We start from the raw sequence: 21,845 nt of genomic DNA on the forward strand, positions 1-21,845 counted from the left end.
TTCTAATTACTTGTTCACGTTACCTTTATTTCATTGATGAGGGGAATGATAGGACGGTAACTCACACCAGGAGAACATTATGAAAGGGACATCATCGGGAATGGTCGCACAGGCCAAAGCCTGTTTTTACGCATTAGGGGTTATCACTACACGCTCGCAATTCGGTGGTTACGGGCTACTGGCCGACGGCGTCATGTTCGCCTTGATCGCTGAAGGAGAACTGTACCTTCGGGCGACGGATTCCTTGGAACCCGCCTTTCGTGCACGCGGGATGGTCAATATGGTTTACTCCAAGCGAGGGGTGCCAATTACCATGCGTTATTACTGGGTGGATGAGGCTTTGTGGCGGGATCGCGATGAACTCGTTGGGCTCGCCTGGCAGGCTATTCGCGAAGCTCGCAGAGAGCTCCAAGTCAAAACAGATAACCAGAGTCGGCTTAAAACCTTGCCAAACATCGATATCAATATGGAGCGTTTACTCTGGCGAGCGGGTATTCGTAATGTCTATGACTTGCGGTTGAACGGTGCTAAACGTAGCTATCTTCGCTTATTGCAGCAGCAACATAACCTGGGTCTACGGGTGCTGCTTTCCTTGGGTGGGGCTATTGCCGGCTATCACCATGCGGCTTTACCTTCTGAATTGCGTAGCGAGTTGACCTGTTGGTTTGAGCGAACCGTGTCGTTGCTTCGTCATGGCCATCATCCAGACGTTCGGGGCCTCATAAAAGACCCCGAATAATCATGCCGATTTGCCTATTTGTGCATTAAGCATCGTGAGTTCTGGCAACAGTTCAATTACCAGCCCAATTTGCTGCAATACCAATTGATCTTTGCTTTCCGGTTCTGGTGCCGCGTGTTGGATACGTTCAGCCAGGCTTTCCAAAGCCTGGGTAATGCGCAGATTGTCTTGTTCTTCCAGATGCAGCGCACCATCGACATAACATACTGCGTCGTTCAGCAGATCCAGCGTTGCGGAATTATTCAGTCGTTCACGGTGTGCACCCAGCGCAGAGATATAGCTCAGTAATGTGTGGTTCAAACACAGCAGCCGGAAGGCTGCATCCTGAACCTCTTTATTGGCTTTGGGATCGGCAGACATATTCGAAATCACCGAGGCCAACTCTGCGTCACTGTTGTGCGCATCCCGGCGGGCGATGCGGTATGGAAGGCCGTTATCTTTACCCTGATGGTACTGCACCAAAATTGCGTCCAGATAACGGCAGTTTGCGTTCATTGTTTTACTGACGATTGCCGGTAATTGGCGGAATTTCCAGTCTGGCCAAATGAAACTGACCGCTGCCCAAGCGATAGCACACCCCAAAATGGTGTCGTAAACGCGGGGGGCGGCCACTTCAAAGCCTTCACCCAGCAGGTTAAAGCACAGCAACACCAGTAAGGTAATAAACATGGTGGCATGCGCATACTGCACGGTTCGAAAAGCGAAAAACAGGACGCCGCTAATAACAATCAGCACCATTTGTCCTTCAATCGAAGGCACGAAATAGAGAATTGGCAGGCCGATAAGAATACCGGCTAGCGTGCCGATAATACGCAGAGCAAGCCTGCGACGCGTGGCATTGTAATTGGGTTGGCAGACAAACAGGCTGGTGAGCAGGATCCAATAACCGTGCTGCATACCGGTAAACTGAATAAAGGCGTAACCGATGCACAGCACCACTGACATGCGAATGGCGTGGCGGAACAGGGCCGACTGAGGTGTCAAATGGCGACTAATACGTAAGCGAATATCGCTCCAGCCGGTGAGACGATCATCTGACAAGCTGTTTTCTTCCGCCTGGCCGTTGGCCAGTGCTTGTTCAGACTCGATATTCGCCAACTGCGCGTCAATCGCACGTAAATTTTTCAACAGGTGCGTCAATGCTTTCGTTAACTCACGGTTCTCTGGGGTAACGGTAATCTGCGCTAACGCTTCATCGATACGCCCAAATGCCGGTTCAAAACGTGGGTTATGTTGGTACTTTTGCCGCAGCAAAATCGATTGTGCCAACTGTTGGCATGCGCGCGCCTGCATACTGAGCAAACGCTGAAAACGAAACAGGATATCGCTATGACGGAATTGTCGACTGAGCTCCCGATACTGAACGTGGGCGGAACTGGCACGCTCATGTATGTCTTGTGCAACAAAATAGTAGTGCAATGTGCGGCGGGTCCCACGCTGGCCGCGGTCGCCTTTTAATCGGGTCAGTAATGAAACCTTGGCCTGGTTAAGCGTCGTCATCAGCGCACTGTTGGCCATGGCAACGTCCATCCACGGCAAGTCTGCATCATGTTCGACGTCGGGATCAAACAGGTTGGCCTTGGCATCCAGATAATTCGCTAACTGATTATAACAACGCGCCAAATTCTCCTGCAAAGGGCGGATGGGGAAAATCAGGTGACCAATCAATGTCAGCAGGTTGTACCAAAGAGCGCCAAGGATCAGCAACGTCGGTTGTTGATACCACGCGTCATACATCGAGGCGCCGAGCATGGTATACACTGCGATCAGTAAAGCTCCAAACGCAATGGTGGCGTAACGTTGCCCCAACGCGCCCAGCAAAATAAAGCCACAGGTTGACGTGGTCAGGCCAAGAGCAAACAACCAGGGATAAGGGAACAGCAGTTCAATGGAGGCGGACGCAACAAAGAAGCACACCAGCGTGATCACCAGATTGCGCAGTCTGCCAGTCAAACGGTCATCCAGATCGGTCAATGCCGCTGCCACGACACCCAGCGTCAGCGGAATGGTGAGCTTGGGGATGGCGAGCCACCAAGGTACGGCGGCTGCGCCGGCCAGCGCGATAAAAATGCGCAGGTCATAAAGCAGGTTGCTGTTGTAGGCATAACGGCGTATTGCTGGTGCAAAAGAAAGCACGAAAAACTCCTCAGACGGAGAAAAAAATTAACGCTGTTGATACTGACGCCGTGCATTTTCAGTTCTGGCTTGTTGTGCCATTTCAACTGATACCACGCGACGACCCACTGGCCACAGGGCAATAGCGGCAATTTTGAAATTGGCAATTCCCACCGGAATACCAATAATTGTCACGCACTGCACAATACCTGCGGCGATATGTGACAGGCACAACCACCAGCCGAACAGGATCAGCCAGATAATATTAAGTAGCGAACCGCTGGCGGAAAGTAGCACGTTGCTTTTTTCCGGATACAGTTCATTTACGTGAATGGCTTCGTTGCCGAAAGGCACTAAAGACAGTTTGGTGATTTCCCAGCAGGAACGGGTCAGTGGCAGGGTGATGATCAGCACAACGCTAAATACCGTTGCGACCAGCCAGCCAAGGGTGGTGAAAAAACCGCCCAACACAAAATTAAGAATATTCAGTACAGTACGCATAGTCGTCATTCTGCTCTAATGATGGCCAAACCGCGATGCGGTTGCGCTTGGTATCAAAACGCAAATTCTATTCTACCCTTTTTTTAGCGCTAGAGTGCCACTGCTTATCACAGGTAAACTGGCAGGTATCCGTTATTTAAACTCAACATGGTTATGGCGCGACGATATGGAACTTAAAGCGACATCGCTGGGGAAACACCTGGCTCAGCATCCTTACAATCGTGTGCGGTTGTTGCACGCCGGTGTTGAGGTGAGCGGTGAAAAGCATGAATACCTTATTCCTTTCAATCAATTAATTCAGGTCAGATGCAAACGCGGTATCGTCTGGGGCGAGCTGGAATTTGAGCTGCCAGATGAGAAAGTCGTGCGCTTGCATGGTACTGAATGGCAGGAAACTCAGCGCTTCTATCATTACTTGCAACAGGCCTGGCAGCAGTGGAGCGCGGAGATGAGCGAGGTCAGCGCGGGGGTGTTGCAAGAACAGGTTGAGCATATCCAACGTATCGAGCAACAGGATAAGTGGTTTAAAAAATCCGAACTGGGCAAATTACAGCAACAAATCCGTCAGTCATTTGGCGCCCTGCCAATGCCGGTGGCACGTCTTGAGGCGTTCGACAACTGTCGGGATGATTATCAGCTTTGCCAACAATGGTTGCAGCACGGCTTACGCAGCGTTGCACATCGCAATCAACAGTGGACAGAACGCATGTTGGAGACGCATCACGATTTCTTCCAAAACATCGAAAGTTCACCGCTGAATGATTCGCAAAGCCGCGCCGTGGTCAATGGAGAAGACTCCGTATTGGTACTGGCGGGGGCCGGGAGCGGCAAAACCTCGGTGCTGGTGGCTCGCGCAGGTTGGTTGCTGCGCCGTCAGGAGGCTGAGCCCGGGCAGATATTGCTGCTGGCGTTTGGTCGTCAGGCGGCAGAAGAGATGAACGAACGTATTCAGGCGCGTTTGGGTAAGGTGGCTATTCAGGCCAAAACGTTCCATGCCCTGGCGCTGCAGATCATCCAACAGGGTAATCGCAAAGTGCCGGCGATCAGTAAGCTGGAAACCGACAGCAAGGCTCGGCGCGCTTTGCTGATGACGCATTGGCAACAGCAATGTGCAGAGAAAAAAGCGCAGGCCAAAGGGTGGCGTCAATGGTTAACGGAAGAACTTGAGTGGGAGGTGCCTGAAGGCGACTTTTGGCATGACAAACGCCTGGCTGAACGCCTGGCGGGGCGGCTCGAGCGCTGGTTGGGGCTGATGCGCATGCACGGGGGTAGCCAGGCAGAGATGATAGAGCAGGCAGATGAAGAGGTCCGTGACCTGTTTTCAAAACGCATCCGGTTGATGGCACCCTTGCTGAAAACCTGGAAGGGGGCGCTAAAAGAGGAAGGTGCGGTCGATTTCTCTGGCCTGATCCATCAGGCGGTCAATGTTTTGGAAAAAGGGCGCTTTGTCAGCCCGTGGAAGCATATCCTGGTGGATGAATTCCAGGATATCTCACCGCAACGTGCGCAATTACTGGCTGCACTGCGTAAACAGAATAAACAAACTTGTCTGTTTGCCGTGGGAGATGACTGGCAGGCGATTTACCGCTTCAGCGGTGCCGAACTGACGCTCACCACCGCATTTGCCGAGAACTTTGGTGAAGGTGCCCAGTGCGCGCTTGATACCACTTATCGTTTTAATGAACGTATCGGTGAGGTGGCGAATCGCTTTGTGCAGCAGAACCCTCATCAGCTGAAAAAACCGTTGAATAGCCTGAGTAAAGGCAATAAGAAATCGGTGGCCCTTTTACCGCATGAACAGCTTGAGAACTTATTGGATAAGCTGAGTGGTTACGCTAAGCCTGAAGAGCGCATTTTGGTATTAGCCCGTTACCATCATTTGAAACCGCAAGTGTTGTCCAAAGCCGCAACCCGTTGGCCCAAACTGACTATTGAGTTTATGACTATCCATGCCAGTAAAGGACAGCAGGCTGAATATGTAATTATTGCCGGTTTGCACGAGGGCAACGATGGCTTCCCTGCTGTCGCACGTGAGTCCGTTCTGGAAGATGTGTTGTTACCTCAACCGGAAGACTTCCCAGATGCGGAGGAGCGGCGGTTGCTGTATGTGGCGTTGACTCGCGCCAAACACCAAGTGTGGCTGTTGCAGGATCCTGAGCGTCCGTCAGTGTTTGTTGAACAACTGCAAGATCTAGGTGTGCCGTCGCAGAAGAAACCTTAAACCTGAGGCCTGGCGGTGGCCAGGCCTTCATCGTTACTTCAGACGATCCTGCAAATAGCGTTGATAGTCAGGGATCGCGACTTCAACTTCACTTTTGAACAGCGATGAGTCGATGAGGAAGTCGGCTGTAGAGCGGTTGGTCGCGACGGGGATATTCCAGACGGTGGCTAGGCGCAGCAGCGCTTTCACATCGGGATCATGTGGAACCGCATTCAACGGGTCCCAGAAGAAAATCAGCATATCAATTTTGCCTTCGGCAATCAGCGCACCGACCTGTTGATCACCGCCCATTGGCCCACTCAGCATGCTTTGTACAGGAATACCGCTGGCACGTTGGATCAGGTTGCCCGTGGTGCCGGTGGCATACAGTTGATGCTGTTCCAGCACGGACTTATTGTCTTCAACCCATGCAAGCAGGGCTTGTTTACGGTGATCGTGTGCCACCAGCGCAATATGTTTGCGCGCGGCGATAGTGCGGGTAGTAAATTCCATCTTGGTGTCCTTCGCGAGTCAGGTGATGTGCGACAGATTACTGAAACTGCTTTTCACTGCCTAGCGTTTACACCTGAAAATGCGAAGAAAGCGCGCCTTTAGATAAAAGGCGCCAGAAGCTTAATGCACAGGCTGCTTGTTTGCCCAATGGAGAAAACGCTTCTGCGTCTCTTTGTCTGCTTGTAAGAACCAGTATTGCAGCATCTGCTCAGAAACGTTTTCACCTTTCAGCGTCACCGTCGGGGCGTTTAACGCTGCACTGGCCAGAGGGGAGGTTGGCGCGGTGGCGCGAACCTGTGAAAAGGCCGGCACTGAGGCTGGGCGATTCTGGCTATTGTAATCGGCCATCACTTTTTCCAGGTCGGCACTGAGCGTAGCGCCATCAGGGTGCAGTACGTCGTGCCTCATGGCCAGCGCGTTGCCATTTTTATCAATAACCTGATAGTTAAGTGTTTTATCGAATCTCTGGCCATCCCGAACATTTTCAATACGTGGCAGCTCAATGGCAACGGAACTCACATTCTGCGTATTGAAGGTCGCAATCAGCGGCAGAGAGGTGTAAGCCGTGCGATCGCTCTGCCCTGTACGTACTGACTTAGCCACTTTAAACAGCAACTGATGCTGCCCACCATCCAGTTCTAAACTGTCGGCACCTTTTAACAACGATCCTGTCATTTTCTTGCCGTCGACCACCAACAGGTCGATGTCGGGGGAGAGTTTCAGGGTCGTAGCTACGGCAGGCATGCTAATACTGATGCTGAGCAGCCCCGCAACCATCAGACCAAATTTCATCGTTATCTCCTTATAAGTGGCATCGCTATTAGTGTTGAACAGGCTACAGACTGTGTCAAAGTTTTTCAGCATTACCATTTAATTTACAAATGTACACATTTATATTTATTTTGACATTTATTGGGCGCAGCACATGCTGGCAGTGACAGCATCAGACCGCAAAAATGGCTGGGAGTTTCCATGCGTGTGCGTTTAGCCGATCCCAGATCAATGGGTTACACTCGAGGTAGGAAAATACCCGTGAATAATTGGGAGCGGAGAATGCAAGATCATGACATTGCCGGCCTGCTACAGCAGGTGAAAACCATTGCACTGGTTGGCGCCAGTGATAAACCCAACCGGCCTAGCTTTGGTGTGATGGCCTATCTACTTTCGCAGGGATATCAGGTTATACCGGTCAGCCCAAAGTTGGCGGGGCAAACACTGCTCGGTCAACAGGTCTATGCCACGCTAAATGATGTCCCACAGCCGGTAGATATGGTCGATGTATTCCGAAATTCAGAAGCGGCCTATGAGGTGGCGCAAGACGCCATTGCGATCGGTGCCAAGGCATTGTGGTTGCAAATAGGCGTCATTAATGAGCAGGCTGCTGCATTGGCGGCCGAGGCAGGGCTGAAAGTGGTGATGGATCGTTGCCCTAAAATCGAGATCCCGCGTTTGGGGCTAGAGCGCTAAATAAAATAAAAGGCCTGGCATCGTGCCAGGCCCTTATGGGTGTTTCTCAGGCCTGGCACATCAATTGCGCAGGCGGGGGGCTTGTAACTGGTGACGGATAGATTCCGCCAATTCATCCAGCGATGGCTGTTCAGGATGAGCGTCCTGCGCTTCCCCATCTAACTGTGCTTCCGCCAGATAGGTATGCACGGGTTGGCCTTCTTCGTCTTCCATCACCACGTGGTACCAAGGGGCAAAACGCAGGTCAGTATTCGCTGCTATTTCATCAGCTTTAGGCTGCTCCATAGAGTATTCAGGATCGATATCAATCACGACCCCCAAATACCCCAGCAGCTTATGCCGAACTTGTTGTCCGATACCGAATTTGCTGGCAATCATGATGACCTCCTGAGAAACAGTGCCTTACTCTCTATATGAGGGCAAAACAGCGTATTTCAAGTTACATCACCCGACACGCAAACCCTTTCAAATACAGCCCTTCAGGATAAGTCGCGATAACCGGGTGATCGGCAGCCTGACGATACTGCTCTATAAATTGTACATCACGCCCGGCGTCTACAGCGGCATCGGCCAAAATTTTCTGGAATAGTTCGGTTGGCATCAGACCGGAACACGAGAAGCTGAGCAAAATGCCGCCCGGATTCAGCAACTGCAGCGCCAACATGTTGATATCTTTGTACCCGCGGCATGCACTGGCCAATTGATTCTTGTTTTCGACGAACTTCGGCGGATCCATAATGATCAGATCGAATTTCTCACCCTGGGTACGGTAGGCGCGCAACAGCTGGAATACGTCATCACGCACAAATTCGGCTTTGCTCAGATCAAGCTGGTTCAGTTCGACGTTCTGTTTGGCAATATCCAGTGCCGCTTGCGATGTGTCGACACTGATCACCTGAGTACAACCGCCCATCAGTGCCGATACGGCGAAGGCGCCGGTATAGGAGAAGCAGTTAAGTACACGTCGGCCGGCAGAATAATTGCGGGCAGCCAGGCGACTGTCACGTTGGTCAAGGTAAAAACCGGTTTTATGGCCTTGCTGGATATCGACCAGCAGTTTCATGCCATGTTCGGTGATTGGCAGCAAATCAGGGGGCAGATCGCCCACAACCAAGCCTTGCGCCAACGGCAAACCTTCTTTTTTACGCACCGCGACATCTGAACGATCGTAGATGGCACATTCCGGGTAGCAGTGTTGCAAAGCGGTAATCAGCGGAGCACGCTGATATTCGGCCCCTGCGGACAGCAATTGCAGTACCAGGAAGTTCTGGAAGCGATCGATAGTGATACCCGGCATGCCGTCGGACTCACCGGCGATCAGGCGATAGCCATCTAGCCCGTCACGTTCTGCAACCCAGTCGCGCCAGCTTTGCGCCTGTTGTAAGCGGCGGATAAAGAATTCGATGTTAATCTCTTCATCATGCTGGAAAGTCCAGACACGGGCGCGGATTTGCGATTCTGGCGAGTAGGCGCCGCGCGCTAACCATTTTCCCTGGGCGTCATGAATATCAATGGTTTCACCGGAAAGGGCTTTACCTTCAATACGTTGAACAGCGCCAGAGAATACCCATGGGTGGCGACGGAGTAAGGACTTTTCACGTCCTTTGGCGAGAAATAAGCGCATTTTTAAACTTCTTTATAATCAGTGTGTTAAATGACAAAGGTCATTATCGGTCGAAATAAGTTCATAATCATATCTGAATATCATCCCATTCACTACCGCGCGAGTCCTGGTAACGGGCCGTCATCTCCGCTGATTTATGGCCGAGAAGATGTTGCGCAAACTCACCGCCGCGTGCATCGGTATGGAGGCGGGCCGATAGGCTACGGATCTCATGGAATGATGGTGGCTCTTTGTCGGAGTCCCACGAAAGGGACGTAAGTCGGCGCGATTTCGTGAAGTAGTCTGTCATTGTTCGCTGTGCGATTTTCTCACCTTTTCGGCTCACAAGAATAAACTCACGCCCGGCGGACAACTGCCGACATTCTTCGATCAGTCTTTTCAGCGAAACGTCAGCGATTGACAACTCAACCGGGATCGTTATTTTTGCGCCGGTCTTTTCCTGCTCAATGCGCAGTCTAAAATCAACCAGGTCAGCCCATTTCATATTGCAGATATCGCTAATACGTTGACCGGTCACCAAAGCGATATCCATCGCAACTCGGAACCAGCCAGGGAATTTTACTGATGCATTCCTGATTGTCAGGTACTCATCCAATAGCAGGCGGGATCTCTTCACCTCAACTTTTGGGTTTCTCGACGCTTCAACAGGGTTATTCTGGATAATTCCATCAGCGACAGCCTCTCTGAAAATATCCAGTAATGCCCCCCGCATAAGCTTGGCGCTAGCAGCCATTCCCTGGCTGACGTAACCATTCAAAAATTCAGCTATATCCTTGGTCGTGAAATCGCCTACAGGTTTATCCGGTAGGGCTTCACGAAACGCTTTCATTCTACTGCGGTGGTTGGCCATGGTTTTTTCTTTAAGTTCCCGACGCAGTACAATCTCATCGTAACGAGTGAGCCACGCATGGAATGTCATGTGGTTTTCATCCCGCAACCGTTGAGCCAGTGGCTTGATTTCCTCACTTCCGAAAAACGCCATGTTGGCTGCGATCGCTTCGGTAGGCGATGGCCGGGCAATCGGATTATCTTCCGCCCAGCCTGCCATTCAATCGAGGCCAATGGCCGCAGGAATACCGCGATTTAGAGCAGTACGACCTGCGCGCCAGCGGCCTGATCCGCGATTTATTCGAGCGAAGGATCACCCGCAATGCGGTACTGGTGGCGATTGAAGCGGCACCGGAGCAATACCGGGAACATTTCAGAGCACGCCTGAATTACTGGCGTGATCGCAGAGAGGGGAAGGGGCGGTGAAAAAATTTAAAGAGTGGGGAGCGCGTAAACCATGGGTGGCACTGTTCTGGGCGTGCGCGATTTTCTGGATAGCACTTGCGGTGGTTGTCGCGTTAGCGATGCTGGCATGACAGATATCATAGATAGGGTGATGTTGGATAAAAACATAGAACCAATTTAATCTAATGTTTTTTAATTAATTGCCACGATAGATTATATCATGGCAATCTATCTATCTTACGGTGCTGCCTTTAAATATTGTCTTTTTCTCTCCGGGAATGTAATTTTGAACTATTCCTAAAATTTGCTCTGAGTAGTCTATTACAGATTTTTATTCTATAGGTTTATTGTGTATGAAGTTTGCTTTGTAACCATTTATTTTCATTTTTAAATTTGCTGACTTCACCTCCATGAATGCATTATCGAATTTCTTCTCAAACTCACCTAAATCTAACCGCCTCATGGGCGGCTTTCTGCTTCATACCTAATCAACTATCGGATGATTCTTTTTATATCAACCATGGCGTCAGAAAACCCTTTCTTTATATGGTATGCGTTTTTTTTATTTACGCCATCCCTCCATTCTAATATTCCGTTTGAAATAGGGTCTATGTGATAGATTGTTCCTTTGCATTTCGCTAGGTTTCCCCATATGTGTTCATCAGCTTTATTTATGCTTAAACCAATTATGATTATGTTTTTTGCCTTTTCTATCTCTAGACAAAAATGAGCCTTTTGCCTCTCAATGTCTTCTGGGCAGAATAGAACTTCTTTTTTAGGGTGGTAAATGGCTAGTGCGGGGGCGAATTTTTTATGTTTATCCATGAAGGTAATTACTTCCTCCTTCGATGTGGCAGGTTTTATTGGGGAATCAACTAATATTGCACCAGAGTTAGGCTCAAAGTCAAAGCTAATATCAAATAAACAGTCAGGTACAATTGGTAAGAAATGACAAGACCCGTGTATTTTCAAAAGGGGTATATTTTTTGAAATTGATGGAGGTCCAGCGTATTGGAATTGTAGTCCTAGCCCGGAAATTGCTTGCTCTATTAATAAGTCGTAGTTTGTGCTTGCAATTACACATTGCTTGTTTTTTATTTTATTTATAAGGTCTAGGTATACATTTCCTTCCTTTATTTCGAAATTTAAAAAATAATAAGCCATGTCTCTTAAAAATTCGACTATGTTAACCTCCTTGTTTCTATATATCTCGTCCATTCCCATTTCAAAATTCCGCTCGAAAACTTCAATCGTGCTAGGTTTTAATTTTGATGCCTCACCTTTGGCTTTGATTAATTCAGATAAAAGTTTATTTCCCATTGCAGGGTTGTTGGGGTGGCATGGACCGCTACCGTAGCTCGCCCCAGCGCCAATTATAAAGAGTGTGCTCATAGTTGTCCTTGTATTAATTGCATGTTGTAGCTGTGTGTTAATTAAAAATCATCTGATTATCAAAATTTAATCTATCAGCAGTGTATCATAAATAAAAGACTATCGATGACGGTATCACGCTAAGAGTGGGGTTGTGATGTCATTTTTGTTTGATGAATGGCACAAAGTATTTGCCTGTTTATTTGTACAGTATTTTGATTTGATAAACTCGAAGTACGCAATAAAGAGATAGTTAATTGATTGATGTTGAAGATTTACTTAAATCATTGCCCAGCACAGGAAGAATGGTTATCACCTGCGAGAATGGAGCAATAGCCGGCACTCGCATTGTTAAGGAAAACGAGTACATAGTATCATTTAACGCGTTGATTGGTCTGGCAAAATCCGCCGGTTATTCGATTGTAAGACCCGATGGAAACGCGCTATAATTAACGGGCTGGATTGAACACCCAGCCCGTTCGAATTCTGAGCAGCTGCTGCGCCACCGGAGAACCCAATGGCGCAGTATTCGTTTGTAAAATCCGCAGGAAATTTGTTAGTGCCGGCCACACCGGACGCGATCGAATTCCTGAAAACCAAAGTGAAGATCGGCGCCGTCCTGTATGCCGACTTCAGCCAGGCACGTAACCCGGCTTTCCACCGTAAATATTTCTCGCTGCTGAATCTCGGCTTCCAGTATTGGGAACCGACTGGCGGCGCCATATCGCCGACCGACAAAGAGCTGATAACAGGCTACGTGAAATTTCTCGCGTATTACGCAGGGAACGAAAGCACGCTGCAGGCAGCTGCCGACGAGTATCTGCAGGATGTGGCAGAAAAGCGCGCCGGAAATATCAGCGCAGCAAAATCGTTCGAGGCATTCCGCGCCTGGGTAACGATCCAATCCGGCCACTACACCGCATACCAGATGCCTGATGGCAGCGAGCGCAAAGAACCTCGCAGCGTATCGTTCGCTAAAATGGACGATATCGAGTTTGCCCAGCTCTACAAAGCCACAATCGACGTGCTCTGGAATTTCATTCTGTTCCGCTCGTTCCCAAATCAGCAGGCTGCAGAAAATGCCGCCTCCCAATTGCTCAGCTACACGGCATAGGGGGAACCATGGCGACCAAAGACGAAAAACAATGGTTATCCGACGCGGCAGAACTTGGCTGCGTCGTCTGCCGCAATCTGGGTTACGGCCCATCCCCTGCAGAAATACACCATATCCGCACAGGACAGGGAACAGCGCAGCGCGCCACCCATAAGCAAACTCTCCCGTTATGCCCGCCGCATCACCGCACTGGCGGCCACGGTTTAGCCGTACACGCCGGAAGAAAAACATGGGAGAAGAATTACGGCTCTGAGCTGGAATTGCTGGAACAAGTCACAAGGGAAGTGGAGGAATTGCGCGAATGCAGAATTTAATCCTATCTCTAAGGCCAGCAGGAAATAGCGAAAAGTCACAGGGCGCCCAGCGGTGGAAAAGAACAAAATCCTGTTTGGCCCATCTTCTTGCAATGGCCGGCGGCGTGTTTACCCCTCTCTATGTTCGCGCACGCGCGCGTTTAGGGGGCTGACAATGCCACTCGTCGCCACATTCCGAACAGATTGGTTTCGCGTCATTACCGATATCAACCGCACCCGCATGGCCACGCAAAGCATCGCCGAGGAATTGGGTGTGTCGAAATCTGCTGTGCTCGGCTGGAAATCTGGATCGGAACCACGGCACGGCGATGGTGAAGCGCTGATCGCTCTCTGGTGCCAAGCGACCGGCTCAGAACGTGGCAGCTTGCCGACGGTGCTTTATCGCCAGTGGTGGACGTTCAAGCGCCCTGTAATTGGTCGGGAATCCGACCGCAAGCCGGGCAGACAATGACCGCTCACTAACCCACGGAGTAATCGCAATGGCTCGACCACGTAAGGCTATCGAAGTGCCAGGGCAGGAAGCTGCGCCACAGAACGACGGTAACGAGAACGCCACCGACGCTCTTCTGCTGAATTCTGTTGCAGGAAACATCGACCAACAACCCGCAAACACGCCGGAGCAACTGAATGCCGCCACCGCTGGCGCAACAGTGCTGAACGTCACGGAGGGCAACGACAGCACAGCAGGGCAGGAAGCTGCACCGCTTGTTGATTTGGCTGCCCGCAACGCGGCGTTGTCCGGGTTGAACGTGCAGGGCTTCGCTGTAATCAGCATGTTTGAAGCGCTGAACTATACCGATGAGCACGATCACCCGCTGACCAACAGCCTCGAATTTATCGCTCTGGTGAAGAAGGCCACCGACGTGACCGCTGGCAGCACCGGCCCGATGGTGACGAATGAAGAGGGCAATAAGCAGCCCGCACCGGGTAAACCCGTTTTAACTGAACACGGCTGGCACGTACCAGGCTAAGGAATCCGTTATGTGTGGAGGTATCGACCCGGGAAAAGTCCTGGACCCAGCAGGATTATTCACCAAGGACAAAACGCCCAGCGTTAACCAAACCGACCCGCAGGCAGAAGCCGATGCAGCAGCAGATGCTGCTGCAAAAGCATCGAACGCAGACGCAGCGGCTCGTAAAAAACGCAAGCAAGGCTCTTCACTGCTTGCCACTGGCACGCAAGGGGCTTCTGATTCCGGTAGCTCTTTGCTGGCCAGCGGTGCAAGTGGCAAACCAACGTTAGGGGCGTAATTGATGGACGAAACCGCCGCAAGGCTGATTAAGCGCGTGAATACACTCAAGGCCGCCCGCCAGCAGCATGAAACTGTATGGCGGGAATGCTACGACTTCACGTACCCGCTGCGCGGTGCTGGCTTCTCCTCTGAGGTGTTGGACGCGCAAAGTGCTAAATCTAGGGTGGCCAAGCTGTTGGATGGTACCGCTACTGATAGCGCACGCATGCTGGCGTCTGCGCTTATGTCTGGTATGACGCCCGCTAACGCCCAATGGTTGAATCTCAACAGCGAATCTCTGCCGGATGATGCGAAGGCGTGGCTATCGGTCTGCGCCACATTGGTGTGGGAAAACATTCATGCGGCCAACTTCGACGCCGAAGGCTACGAGGCCAATCTCGATGTGGTGTGCGCTGGCTGGTTTGTACTGTACATCGATGAGGACCGGGAAGAGGGCGGCTATACATTTCAGCAATGGCCACTGGCGCAGTGCTACGTCACATCGACGCGCAAAGACGGCATTGTCGATACGATTTACCGCTGTTACCAACTGACCGCTGAACAGGCGATTGCTGAATTTGGCCCCGATGCTGTCAGCGAGAAGATCCGCCAGGCAGCCAAGGATAAACCAGACGACAAATTTGATTTTCTGCACTGTATCTCACCACGCACCAATTACATTGCGAGCGCGCGCCTGGCTAAAAACCTGCGCTTTGCCTCGTTCAATGTCGAGGTGTCGGGAAAGAAAGTGGTGCGCGAGTCTGGCTATCACGAATTCCCTGTATGCGTACCGCGCTGGATGAAAATTCCCGGTGGCCCATACGGCATTGGTCCAGTGTATGACGCACTGCCAGATTGCAAGGAGCTGAACGAAACTAAGCGCATGGAGAAGGCCGCACAAGATCTGGCTATCTCCGGCATGTGGATTGCTGAGGATGACGGCGTGCTTAACCCGCGAACCGTCAAGGTGGGCCCACGCCGCATTATAGTGGCGAACAGCGTTGACAGCATGAAGCCGCTGCTCACCGGCGCAGACTTCAACGTTGCATTTACCGCGGAAGAACGCCTGCAGGCATCCATCCGCAAAATCATGATGGCCGATCAACTGCAGCCGCAGGACGGACCGGCCATGACCGCTACTGAGGTGCATGTTCGTGTTGCCCTAATCCGCCAACTGCTTGGGCCCGTTTACGGTCGCTTCCAGGCTGAATACTTGCAGCCATTGGTTGAACGCTGTTTCGGCATTGCCCTGCGCGCTGGCGTGTTCCCTGAGCCACCAGAAAGCATGGCTATGGCCAACTTCAACGTGCGCTACATCTCCCCGCTGGCACGCGCACAGAAACTGGAGGACGTTACGGCAATTGAACGCTATGGCCAGAACATCATGCAGCTGGTTCAGGTATATCCCGACATTGTGGATAACATGGACAGTGACGAGGCAAGCCGCGTTGTGGGTGAGGCGCTCGGGGTGCCAGCCAAGGTTATGCGCTCTTCCTCTGATGTAACGACCATGCGCGACCAGCGCGCCAAAGCGCAACAGCAACAACAACAGCAGGCAATGATGATGCAGGCCGGACAGCAGGCCGCAGATGCCGCAGGGCAGTCAGCTGGTACCGCAATCGGCCAACAATTAGCGGGGGGATGATGGGCATTAAGAAAGTTTCACCACTGGATTACAAACGGCTGTTTGAAGAAACGGCCGGCGGGGCAGAAGTCCTGGACGAATTAACAAGGCGTTTCGGTGGATCAATTTTTGTGAAAGGTGGCCCGGAAGGTGATCGCCAAACTTGTTTTAAGGCCGGGCAACGCGATGTGCTCGATTTTATTTTGCTGCAACTCAATAGAGCTGATGGAGTAAACGACGATGTGGAAGCTTAAACACTTATTCATGAATGCTGCCGCCGGTGAAGGTGGCGAGGGTGGCAACGGTGACGCAAATGATCCAGGCACTGGCGACAATGGCGGTACTTCTCTGCTTAACACCGGGGCGCAAAACCAACCGGCCGAGGGTGATTTTATTCCTGAGAAATACCGCACCAGCGGCGAGGATGGAAAATTTAACCTGCAGGACTCGGCGCGCAAGCTGGCTGATGCTTACACGCACCTCGAGAAGCGCTTCGGGAGTGGCGATGCGCCGCCGAAAACGTCTGATGAATACGCGCCCAAGGTAGAGGTTGATGGTTTCAAGTGGGACGAGTTCAAAGCTGACCCTGAAATGCAGGGGTTCCTTAAAGCAGCTCACGCAAAGGGCATCACCAACGATCAGATGGGCTTTATTCTCGGCGAATACATGCAGCGTGCATCTGGTCTGGTGAGCGGTGCTGCCGAGTTGGATGCGGAAACTGCCACTACCGCACTGCGTGAAACGTGGAAGACTGATGCGGATTTCCAAAAAAACATCGGTTTGGCGCACCGCGCATTCATGTCGCTGGTCGATCCGGCTGACAAAGGCAAGATGGACGAAATCGGCAATAACCCGATGGTGATCCGTATGCTGGCGAAAATCGGTGCGGAAATGGGCGAGGATACGCCTGTCGGCAATGGCGAGATCAATCTCGAAGAGCAGCGGAGCATCCGAGATATGATGAAGACGGAGGCATACACCAATCCTAAGCATGCTGACTATGAACGAGTTACTGCCCAAGTTCGTGCGTTCTACCATAAAACCTATGGTGAGCAGGCCGTTGCGTAATAATGGTAAGAATCTATTGGCCGGATTTATCCGGCCTTTCTTATAAACCCATTGTTGCTTTTTGAAATAAGTAATCCTCGGTAACTTTAGTTTTTTTCCCAGATGTATTTTCTAGTTTTTTCTTCTCCTCATGGAAGTGCCACTCTTTATGATATTTACCCAGGTAAGTGCATATTAAACAATTTTCACTGTCAACTATTATTGGGTAATACCACTCACCGCCAGAAACGGTTTTACCTGGAGGGATATCTTTTTCAATTATCCATGTGTCACCCATACCAGATAACTTATCGTAAAGTTCATCTGTACGGCACAGGACAGGTTCTTTTTCGCTCACAACTAACCCCCTATTGATTTGGTCGGGATTCCGACCGCCCACCTCACACATTATCACTCCAACAGCCCGGGGTGGTAGCCGGATACCTGATTTCCCCGCTGCCCGTAAGCGCCAACCGGTCAGCGTAGAACCGAGCCGGGAAACCGACACCTTACCAGGCGATAATTGATATTGGAGTGTGCACTATGGCTTTCGATGCCAACAAGAACATGATTAACGCTGCATTTGTGCAGCAGTTCCATGATTCTTTCGAAATTGCGTCGCAGCAGAAGGACTCGCGCCTGCAGGCTGCCGTTCATGACCGTGGGATGATCACCGGCGCGTCGTTCACCATCAACGATATGGGTACCATCGAGATGAAACAGGTCACTGAGCGTTTTGGTGACACTGTTTGGGATGTGCCGGAAGCCGGTACCCGTAATGCGCTGATGGCGGATTACGCTGTATTTGTGCCTGTAGAGAAACGCGACCTGCGCAAGCTGATTGCTGACCCTCAGGGGCCATACCTGAATCTGACTTTATCTGCCGCCAATCGCAAAAAGGATGATGTGATTTATCGCGCGCTGCTGGACATACGATGGCGATCATGAGGTCGCAGTGGATTATTAAAACCGAGGCTGCCTTATGTCGGTACCCAACCAGACCCCATACAATATTTACACCGCCAACGGCCTGACAACCGTTTTTCCTTACGAGTTTTATCTGCTTAATGCCGGTGATATCGCGGTATCAATTAACGGTACCGTCATCACATCGGGCTATACGATCACCGGCGTTGGCAACGTTGACGGTGGCGATATTACGTTCCTGACGCCGCCTGCTAATGGCGTCACTGTCATGCTTGAGCGCGTGATCCCCACTTACCGCCTGACCGATTACCAGGACAACGGCGATCTGTTGGCTGATACCGTAAACAAGGATTTCGATCGCCTGTGGATGGCTATTCAGCAGGCGTTTATCTACCTCGGCCTGGCGCTGACTCGCCCGCTCCTCGGCGGACCATTTAATGCTAAAAAATATCGAATTGAAAACGTTGGCGATCCTGTAAACGATCAGGATGCAGTCAATCGACGCTCGATGTATTCCTGTGTCGAGAAGATGATCGCCGGTGTGGTCGGTGGTTTTGGTTGGTTTCGGCAGTTCGGAGCAGGCGCAATTGACAGGACGTTTCAAGATAAGATGCGGGAGCGTCTTTCTGTCATTGATTTTGGTGCTGACACCAGTCGTCAGCAGTCGGCGACAATCACCAGCCAGAACGCTGGCATTGAGGCGTTACGGCGTGCGGATGCAGAACGAGAAGCCAAGGCTAAGGCCGCTCAGGAAAAAGCCCGCAGGGAGGCGCAGGGTGACTACGGCAAGGCTAACGAGGTTCTTTCTGAGCGCACTACCGGCGCAGCCTGCGCAGCGGCATCGGCTGCGTTTGACGAAGAGCTGCGCAGGGAGCGAGCACAATGAAAATTCTGATCATGGTTTGCTTGCTGGTGCTGGTAGGTTGCGCCGGCGCGCCGCCTGCACCTTCCTATGTTGAAGTTAAAGTCCCGGTCACCGTACCGTGCAAAACAGCCGACGTTGCGCGACCAGCGTTCGTTGTTGAGCAGTTGCCGATCGGTTCTCCAATCGACACTCAGATGCGAGCGCTGCGCGCTGAGCGTCATCAGCGTATCGGTTATGAACGTGAGTTATTGGCGGCAAATGAGGCGTGTAAATAAGATTTGGCAGGTCACTATTGAGCGTAAATTATTGTTTAATAGTGACTGATAACGTAGTTTTTTGCAGTGTGATGTAGTGTGTTATTTGCGCTAATTTTTATTTAATACATTGAATATTAATGTTTTTTATTGGGATTTCACTTCTTTTGGCGAGAAACAGGCGTACGGTCATAATTAAGAATGCTGCCAGCTAGGTAAAAAGAGTGATATCGCCGTACGGAAACACAGGCAATACCATAAACGATAGTGATAAGGGGGTCGATTATGACACAAGTTTGCATTGCTGCGTATGTCTATGGCGTGGTGCAGGGCGTAGGGTTTCGCTATAACACTCAGCATCAGGCGACTGCGTTGGGATTAAGCGGTTATGCGCGTAATCTTGATGACGGCAGCGTTGAAGTGGTGGCCTGCGGTGCACAACCGCAGGTAGACAAGCTGGTGGAATGGCTGAAAAATGGCGGCCCGCGTAGCGCACGTGTCGATCGCGTACTGGTAGAGCCACGCGGCACGGCCGATTATCAAGGTTTCAGCATTCGCTATTAATGCATCAGATGCATTTTACCGGTTTTGGCAGACCCGCTATTTTTGTTGCCTGCTTGGCTGGCCCTTTAGGGAATAAACGGTAGAGATAGCGGCTGTTGCCTTTCTCTTCACCGTACTTCTGCGCCATGGCTTTGACCAACATGCGGATTGCCGGTGAGGTATTAAACTCCAGGTAAAAGCCGCGTACGAAACGCACGACTTCCCAATGTGCCTCGGTAAGCGTTATTTCTTCCTGGGCGGCCAGCAAAGGCGCGAGGGCCTCATGCCAGTCGGCGCTGTTTTTCAGGTAACCCTGTGCGTCGGTTTCAATAACCTGACCTTCATACTCCAACATACTGCCTCGGTAACGGGTAATTCAGAACGGTCGCCAGTTTAGCAAACTTTGCCGCTGCAAAAAATAAAGCCCCGCCGGAGCGGGGCTTTAGGTATTTATCACGTGCGATATCAGTTGCTGCGTGCGAAGCCTAAAATGCTCAACAGGCTGATGAACATGTTGTACAGCGACACATACAGGCTGACGGTGGCGCGGATATAGTTAGTCTCGCCGCCGTGAATAATGTTGCTGGTCTCCCACAGGATTGCGCCTGCAGAGAACAAGATAAACAGCGCGCTGATAGCCAGATGCAGGGCAGGGATCTGCAGGAACAGGTTAGCGATGACGGCAACCAGCAGTACCACAAACCCAGCCATCATCATCCCAGACAGGAATGACATATCCTTGCGCGTGGTCAGCACGTAGGCTGAACAGCAGAAGAACACGACTGCAGTGCCACCCAATGCAAGCATAATCAGGTCGCCAGCACCGGTATTAATGAATGAACTGAGGATTGGCCCCAGGGCATAACCCATAAAACCGGTCAGTGCGAATGCGGCCAGAATGCCCGCAGGGCTGTTTGCCAGCTTGTGGGTCAGGAACATTAACCCATAAAAACCGACCAGCATCAGCAACAGACCCGGTGCCGGCAGCCCCAACATGGTGCTGGCAGTGGCGGTAAGCGCCGAAAACGCCAGCGTCAAAGAAAGTAGAAAATACGTGTTACGCAAAACCTTATGTGTACTCAGCAACGAGTCACGCGAGGAGGATGAGACGACAATACGGTCCATAATGATCTCTCTTATCAGGTCATCACAAAATTAGTGACGATGATAGGCAGCGCAAGCGTTTGATTAAAGTTTGTTTACCAATCTTTACCCTTAGTTATCATTGTTGCAACCTTAAGCGGGAGTTGATGGTTTCTTCAACGCTTGCGTGTCAAATGCTGGTTTTTCGTTCGGTTGAACAGTAATGGGCTTTACAAGCGGATCAGCTCTGTTTATAGTTCGGCTCGTTGCGGAGGGGTGGCCGAGTGGCTGAAGGCAACGGTCTTGAAAACCGTCGACGGGAAACCGTTCCAGAGTTCGAATCTCTGCTCCTCCGCCATTATTTAGCTCATGTTATTTATTAACATGGGCTTTTTTGTTTTATGCTTTCCTCGATATGCCATCCAGTATGCCAATTCCGCCTGCCTTGCGCTGGTAGCCATGAGAATACATTGGACAGGTTATCATTCACCTCCGGTTTCATCTTGTTGCCAGCGCTCCCGGATAATGTCTGGCGATAATGTCATTCAACTTATCAACCCGTTCCAGTCACTTAAATGTGATACGCGCCATTCCCTTCTGAAATTCTTAATAGAAAACGACTCATCCTTATAGCGGGTGCTGTGGCGCTCCTCATGGATATGTTCGCCCAGATGATGGGTAACATCGGGGCGGTTGTCGTGAATAGGTTGGCCATCGAGTATCATCGCATGCGCTCAAGATCGGCTAACTTACCACGTTGCCAGCCCCAGTTGAGTCCAAATCCCCATTCGTCGTGTTTTACGACACCTTCCACAATAATCTTTTTCCCGAATATGCAGGGACTATTCGATTTGTAGTCCCCACTAAGATTTTTGAACATGTTGATAACGCTCCGCTCAAACACCTCTCCCTTGCTCTGATGGAGTTGTTCAAAAGAACTGGGGATGTTGGCTTCGCTGACGGTTCGGTCTGCATGTTTTGTCTCCATAAATAAAAATACCCGCCGGTTTAAGGGCGGGCGCTATGCGATGTTGTTAAGAGTGTTACTCGGGGAAATGGCGGTGTTAGCGTCAGGGATT

28 protein-coding genes, 1 tRNA gene and 1 pseudogene are annotated in these 21,845 nt (G+C 51.0%); 18 read left to right on the forward strand and 12 right to left on the reverse strand.

The genetic code is table 11. From position 1 onward, the window contains the following. Nucleotides 1–79 precede the first annotated feature (79 nt). Nucleotides 80–739 carry a TfoX/Sxy family DNA transformation protein gene (locus JOE25_RS02615; protein WP_209632602.1) on the forward strand — a complete coding sequence of 220 codons (660 nt, stop codon included), beginning with the start codon at nucleotides 80–82 and terminating at the stop codon, nucleotides 737–739. Here JOE25_RS02615 and yccS read toward each other — a convergent pair whose 3' ends face one another. Both yccS and JOE25_RS02625 read right to left on the reverse strand, forming a co-directional pair. After that, nucleotides 740–2,875, reverse strand: coding sequence for a YccS family putative transporter (gene yccS, locus JOE25_RS02620; protein WP_209632603.1), 2,136 nt, complete (start codon nucleotides 2,873–2,875; stop codon nucleotides 740–742). 27 nt (nucleotides 2,876–2,902) lie between these two features. Then, entirely contained in the window at nucleotides 2,903–3,355 is a 453-nt protein-coding gene (locus JOE25_RS02625; protein ID WP_209632604.1) for a YccF domain-containing protein, read from the reverse strand. Nucleotides 3,356–3,521: 166 nt separating this feature from the next. Between JOE25_RS02625 and helD the strand changes: the two genes are divergently transcribed. Beyond that, nucleotides 3,522–5,576 carry a DNA helicase IV gene (gene helD, locus JOE25_RS02630; protein ID WP_209632605.1) on the forward strand — a complete coding sequence of 685 codons (2,055 nt, stop codon included), beginning with the start codon at nucleotides 3,522–3,524 and terminating at the stop codon, nucleotides 5,574–5,576. A gap of 33 nt (nucleotides 5,577–5,609) precedes the next feature. Here the strand turns inward: helD and JOE25_RS02635 are convergent, their stop codons facing one another. Together JOE25_RS02635 and JOE25_RS02640 are read right to left on the reverse strand one after the other, a co-directional pair. After that, entirely contained in the window at nucleotides 5,610–6,068 is a 459-nt protein-coding gene (locus JOE25_RS02635) for a methylglyoxal synthase (RefSeq protein ID WP_209632606.1), read from the reverse strand. Nucleotides 6,069–6,188: 120 nt separating this feature from the next. Then, complete coding sequence (locus JOE25_RS02640; protein ID WP_209632607.1) at nucleotides 6,189–6,860, reverse strand: DUF2057 family protein; 672 nt, start codon at nucleotides 6,858–6,860, stop codon at nucleotides 6,189–6,191. Between the two features lie 261 nt (nucleotides 6,861–7,121). Here JOE25_RS02640 and JOE25_RS02645 point away from each other — a divergent pair, with 261 nt between their 5' ends. Beyond that, nucleotides 7,122–7,535, forward strand: coding sequence for a CoA-binding protein (locus JOE25_RS02645; RefSeq protein ID WP_209632608.1), 414 nt, complete (start codon nucleotides 7,122–7,124; stop codon nucleotides 7,533–7,535). A 60-nt stretch (nucleotides 7,536–7,595) separates the two neighbouring features. Here JOE25_RS02645 and hspQ read toward each other — a convergent pair whose 3' ends face one another. The 3 genes from hspQ to JOE25_RS02660 form a co-directional block, all read right to left on the reverse strand. Then, nucleotides 7,596–7,913 (reverse strand): heat shock protein HspQ, encoded by a 318-nt coding sequence (hspQ, locus tag JOE25_RS02650; protein ID WP_020826181.1) that lies wholly within the window; start codon nucleotides 7,911–7,913, stop codon nucleotides 7,596–7,598. A gap of 61 nt (nucleotides 7,914–7,974) precedes the next feature. Beyond that, a complete protein-coding gene (rlmI, locus tag JOE25_RS02655) occupies nucleotides 7,975–9,159 on the reverse strand; it encodes a 23S rRNA (cytosine(1962)-C(5))-methyltransferase RlmI (RefSeq protein WP_209632609.1) in 1,185 nt (394 codons plus the stop codon). A gap of 67 nt (nucleotides 9,160–9,226) precedes the next feature. Continuing rightward, entirely contained in the window at nucleotides 9,227–10,141 is a 915-nt protein-coding gene (locus JOE25_RS02660; RefSeq protein WP_245209680.1) for a tyrosine-type recombinase/integrase, read from the reverse strand. A 26-nt stretch (nucleotides 10,142–10,167) separates the two neighbouring features. Here JOE25_RS02660 and JOE25_RS02665 point away from each other — a divergent pair, with 26 nt between their 5' ends. Beyond that, complete coding sequence (locus tag JOE25_RS02665) at nucleotides 10,168–10,413, forward strand: hypothetical protein (protein WP_209632611.1); 246 nt, start codon at nucleotides 10,168–10,170, stop codon at nucleotides 10,411–10,413. Between the two features lie 471 nt (nucleotides 10,414–10,884). Here the strand turns inward: JOE25_RS02665 and JOE25_RS02670 are convergent, their stop codons facing one another. Then, entirely contained in the window at nucleotides 10,885–11,784 is a 900-nt protein-coding gene (locus JOE25_RS02670; protein WP_209632612.1) for a hypothetical protein, read from the reverse strand. A gap of 236 nt (nucleotides 11,785–12,020) precedes the next feature. Here JOE25_RS02670 and JOE25_RS02675 point away from each other — a divergent pair, with 236 nt between their 5' ends. The 9 genes from JOE25_RS02675 to JOE25_RS02715 all read left to right on the forward strand — a co-directional run bounded on the left by JOE25_RS02675 (nucleotide 12,021) and on the right by JOE25_RS02715 (nucleotide 17,115). Further along, on the forward strand, nucleotides 12,021–12,212 hold the full coding sequence (locus JOE25_RS02675; RefSeq protein ID WP_209632613.1) for a hypothetical protein: 192 nt from the start codon (nucleotides 12,021–12,023) through the stop codon (nucleotides 12,210–12,212). A gap of 68 nt (nucleotides 12,213–12,280) precedes the next feature. Beyond that, the gene (locus JOE25_RS02680; RefSeq protein ID WP_070559388.1) at nucleotides 12,281–12,877 is read left to right on the forward strand and encodes a DUF1367 family protein; all 597 of its coding nucleotides are present in this window, start codon (nucleotides 12,281–12,283) and stop codon (nucleotides 12,875–12,877) included. 8 nt (nucleotides 12,878–12,885) lie between these two features. Further along, a complete protein-coding gene (locus JOE25_RS02685; RefSeq protein WP_209632614.1) occupies nucleotides 12,886–13,191 on the forward strand; it encodes a Ref family recombination enhancement nuclease in 306 nt (101 codons plus the stop codon). A 154-nt stretch (nucleotides 13,192–13,345) separates the two neighbouring features. Next, entirely contained in the window at nucleotides 13,346–13,642 is a 297-nt protein-coding gene (locus JOE25_RS02690; protein WP_112363992.1) for a hypothetical protein, read from the forward strand. A 28-nt stretch (nucleotides 13,643–13,670) separates the two neighbouring features. Beyond that, on the forward strand, nucleotides 13,671–14,162 hold the full coding sequence (locus JOE25_RS02695) for a hypothetical protein (RefSeq protein WP_209632615.1): 492 nt from the start codon (nucleotides 13,671–13,673) through the stop codon (nucleotides 14,160–14,162). 10 nt (nucleotides 14,163–14,172) lie between these two features. After that, entirely contained in the window at nucleotides 14,173–14,442 is a 270-nt protein-coding gene (locus tag JOE25_RS02700; protein WP_245209681.1) for a hypothetical protein, read from the forward strand. Nucleotides 14,443–14,445: 3 nt separating this feature from the next. Continuing rightward, complete coding sequence (locus tag JOE25_RS02705; RefSeq protein ID WP_209632616.1) at nucleotides 14,446–16,068, forward strand: portal protein; 1,623 nt, start codon at nucleotides 14,446–14,448, stop codon at nucleotides 16,066–16,068. Then, nucleotides 16,068–16,301 carry a hypothetical protein gene (locus tag JOE25_RS02710; protein ID WP_209632617.1) on the forward strand — a complete coding sequence of 78 codons (234 nt, stop codon included), beginning with the start codon at nucleotides 16,068–16,070 and terminating at the stop codon, nucleotides 16,299–16,301. Before JOE25_RS02705 ends, JOE25_RS02710 begins: the two co-directional genes overlap by 1 nt. Next, nucleotides 16,288–17,115, forward strand: coding sequence for a hypothetical protein (locus JOE25_RS02715; RefSeq protein WP_209632618.1), 828 nt, complete (start codon nucleotides 16,288–16,290; stop codon nucleotides 17,113–17,115). Before JOE25_RS02710 ends, JOE25_RS02715 begins: the two co-directional genes overlap by 14 nt. 40 nt (nucleotides 17,116–17,155) lie before the next feature. On the opposite strand, the gene JOE25_RS02720 is transcribed toward JOE25_RS02715, so the two are convergent. After that, a complete protein-coding gene (locus JOE25_RS02720) occupies nucleotides 17,156–17,452 on the reverse strand; it encodes a hypothetical protein (RefSeq protein ID WP_209632619.1) in 297 nt (98 codons plus the stop codon). Nucleotides 17,453–17,637: 185 nt separating this feature from the next. Between JOE25_RS02720 and JOE25_RS02725 the strand changes: the two genes are divergently transcribed. From JOE25_RS02725 to yccX, 4 genes are all read left to right on the forward strand, one after another. Then, nucleotides 17,638–18,042, forward strand: a complete 405-nt coding sequence (locus JOE25_RS02725; RefSeq protein WP_245209682.1) for a phage capsid protein — start codon at nucleotides 17,638–17,640, stop codon at nucleotides 18,040–18,042. Nucleotides 18,043–18,076: 34 nt separating this feature from the next. Then, nucleotides 18,077–18,907 (forward strand): phage tail fiber protein, encoded by an 831-nt coding sequence (locus JOE25_RS26520; protein ID WP_245209683.1) that lies wholly within the window; start codon nucleotides 18,077–18,079, stop codon nucleotides 18,905–18,907. Continuing rightward, entirely contained in the window at nucleotides 18,904–19,161 is a 258-nt protein-coding gene (locus JOE25_RS02735) for a hypothetical protein (RefSeq protein WP_209632620.1), read from the forward strand. Before JOE25_RS26520 ends, JOE25_RS02735 begins: the two co-directional genes overlap by 4 nt. Nucleotides 19,162–19,425: 264 nt before the next feature. Next, nucleotides 19,426–19,704: an acylphosphatase gene (yccX, locus tag JOE25_RS02740; RefSeq protein ID WP_209632621.1), complete on the forward strand. Its 279-nt coding sequence runs from the start codon at nucleotides 19,426–19,428 to the stop codon at nucleotides 19,702–19,704. Between the two features lie 4 nt (nucleotides 19,705–19,708). On the opposite strand, the gene tusE is transcribed toward yccX, so the two are convergent. Next, a complete protein-coding gene (tusE, locus tag JOE25_RS02745; protein WP_037419323.1) occupies nucleotides 19,709–20,038 on the reverse strand; it encodes a sulfurtransferase TusE in 330 nt (109 codons plus the stop codon). 110 nt (nucleotides 20,039–20,148) lie between these two features. Next, nucleotides 20,149–20,808: an FtsH protease modulator YccA gene (gene yccA / locus JOE25_RS02750; RefSeq protein WP_004942825.1), complete on the reverse strand. Its 660-nt coding sequence runs from the start codon at nucleotides 20,806–20,808 to the stop codon at nucleotides 20,149–20,151. 228 nt (nucleotides 20,809–21,036) lie between these two features. Here yccA and JOE25_RS02755 point away from each other — a divergent pair. After that, a tRNA-Ser gene (locus JOE25_RS02755) sits at nucleotides 21,037–21,124 on the forward strand. Nucleotides 21,125–21,264: 140 nt separating this feature from the next. On the opposite strand, the pseudogene JOE25_RS02760 reads toward JOE25_RS02755, so the two are convergent. Beyond that, a pseudogene (locus JOE25_RS02760) lies at nucleotides 21,265–21,727 on the reverse strand (DUF4942 domain-containing protein); the annotation flags it as partial. Nucleotides 21,728–21,845 lie beyond the last annotated feature (118 nt).

The organism is Serratia sp. PL17 (assembly GCF_017832355.1).
GTDB lineage: Bacteria > Pseudomonadota > Gammaproteobacteria > Enterobacterales > Enterobacteriaceae > Serratia.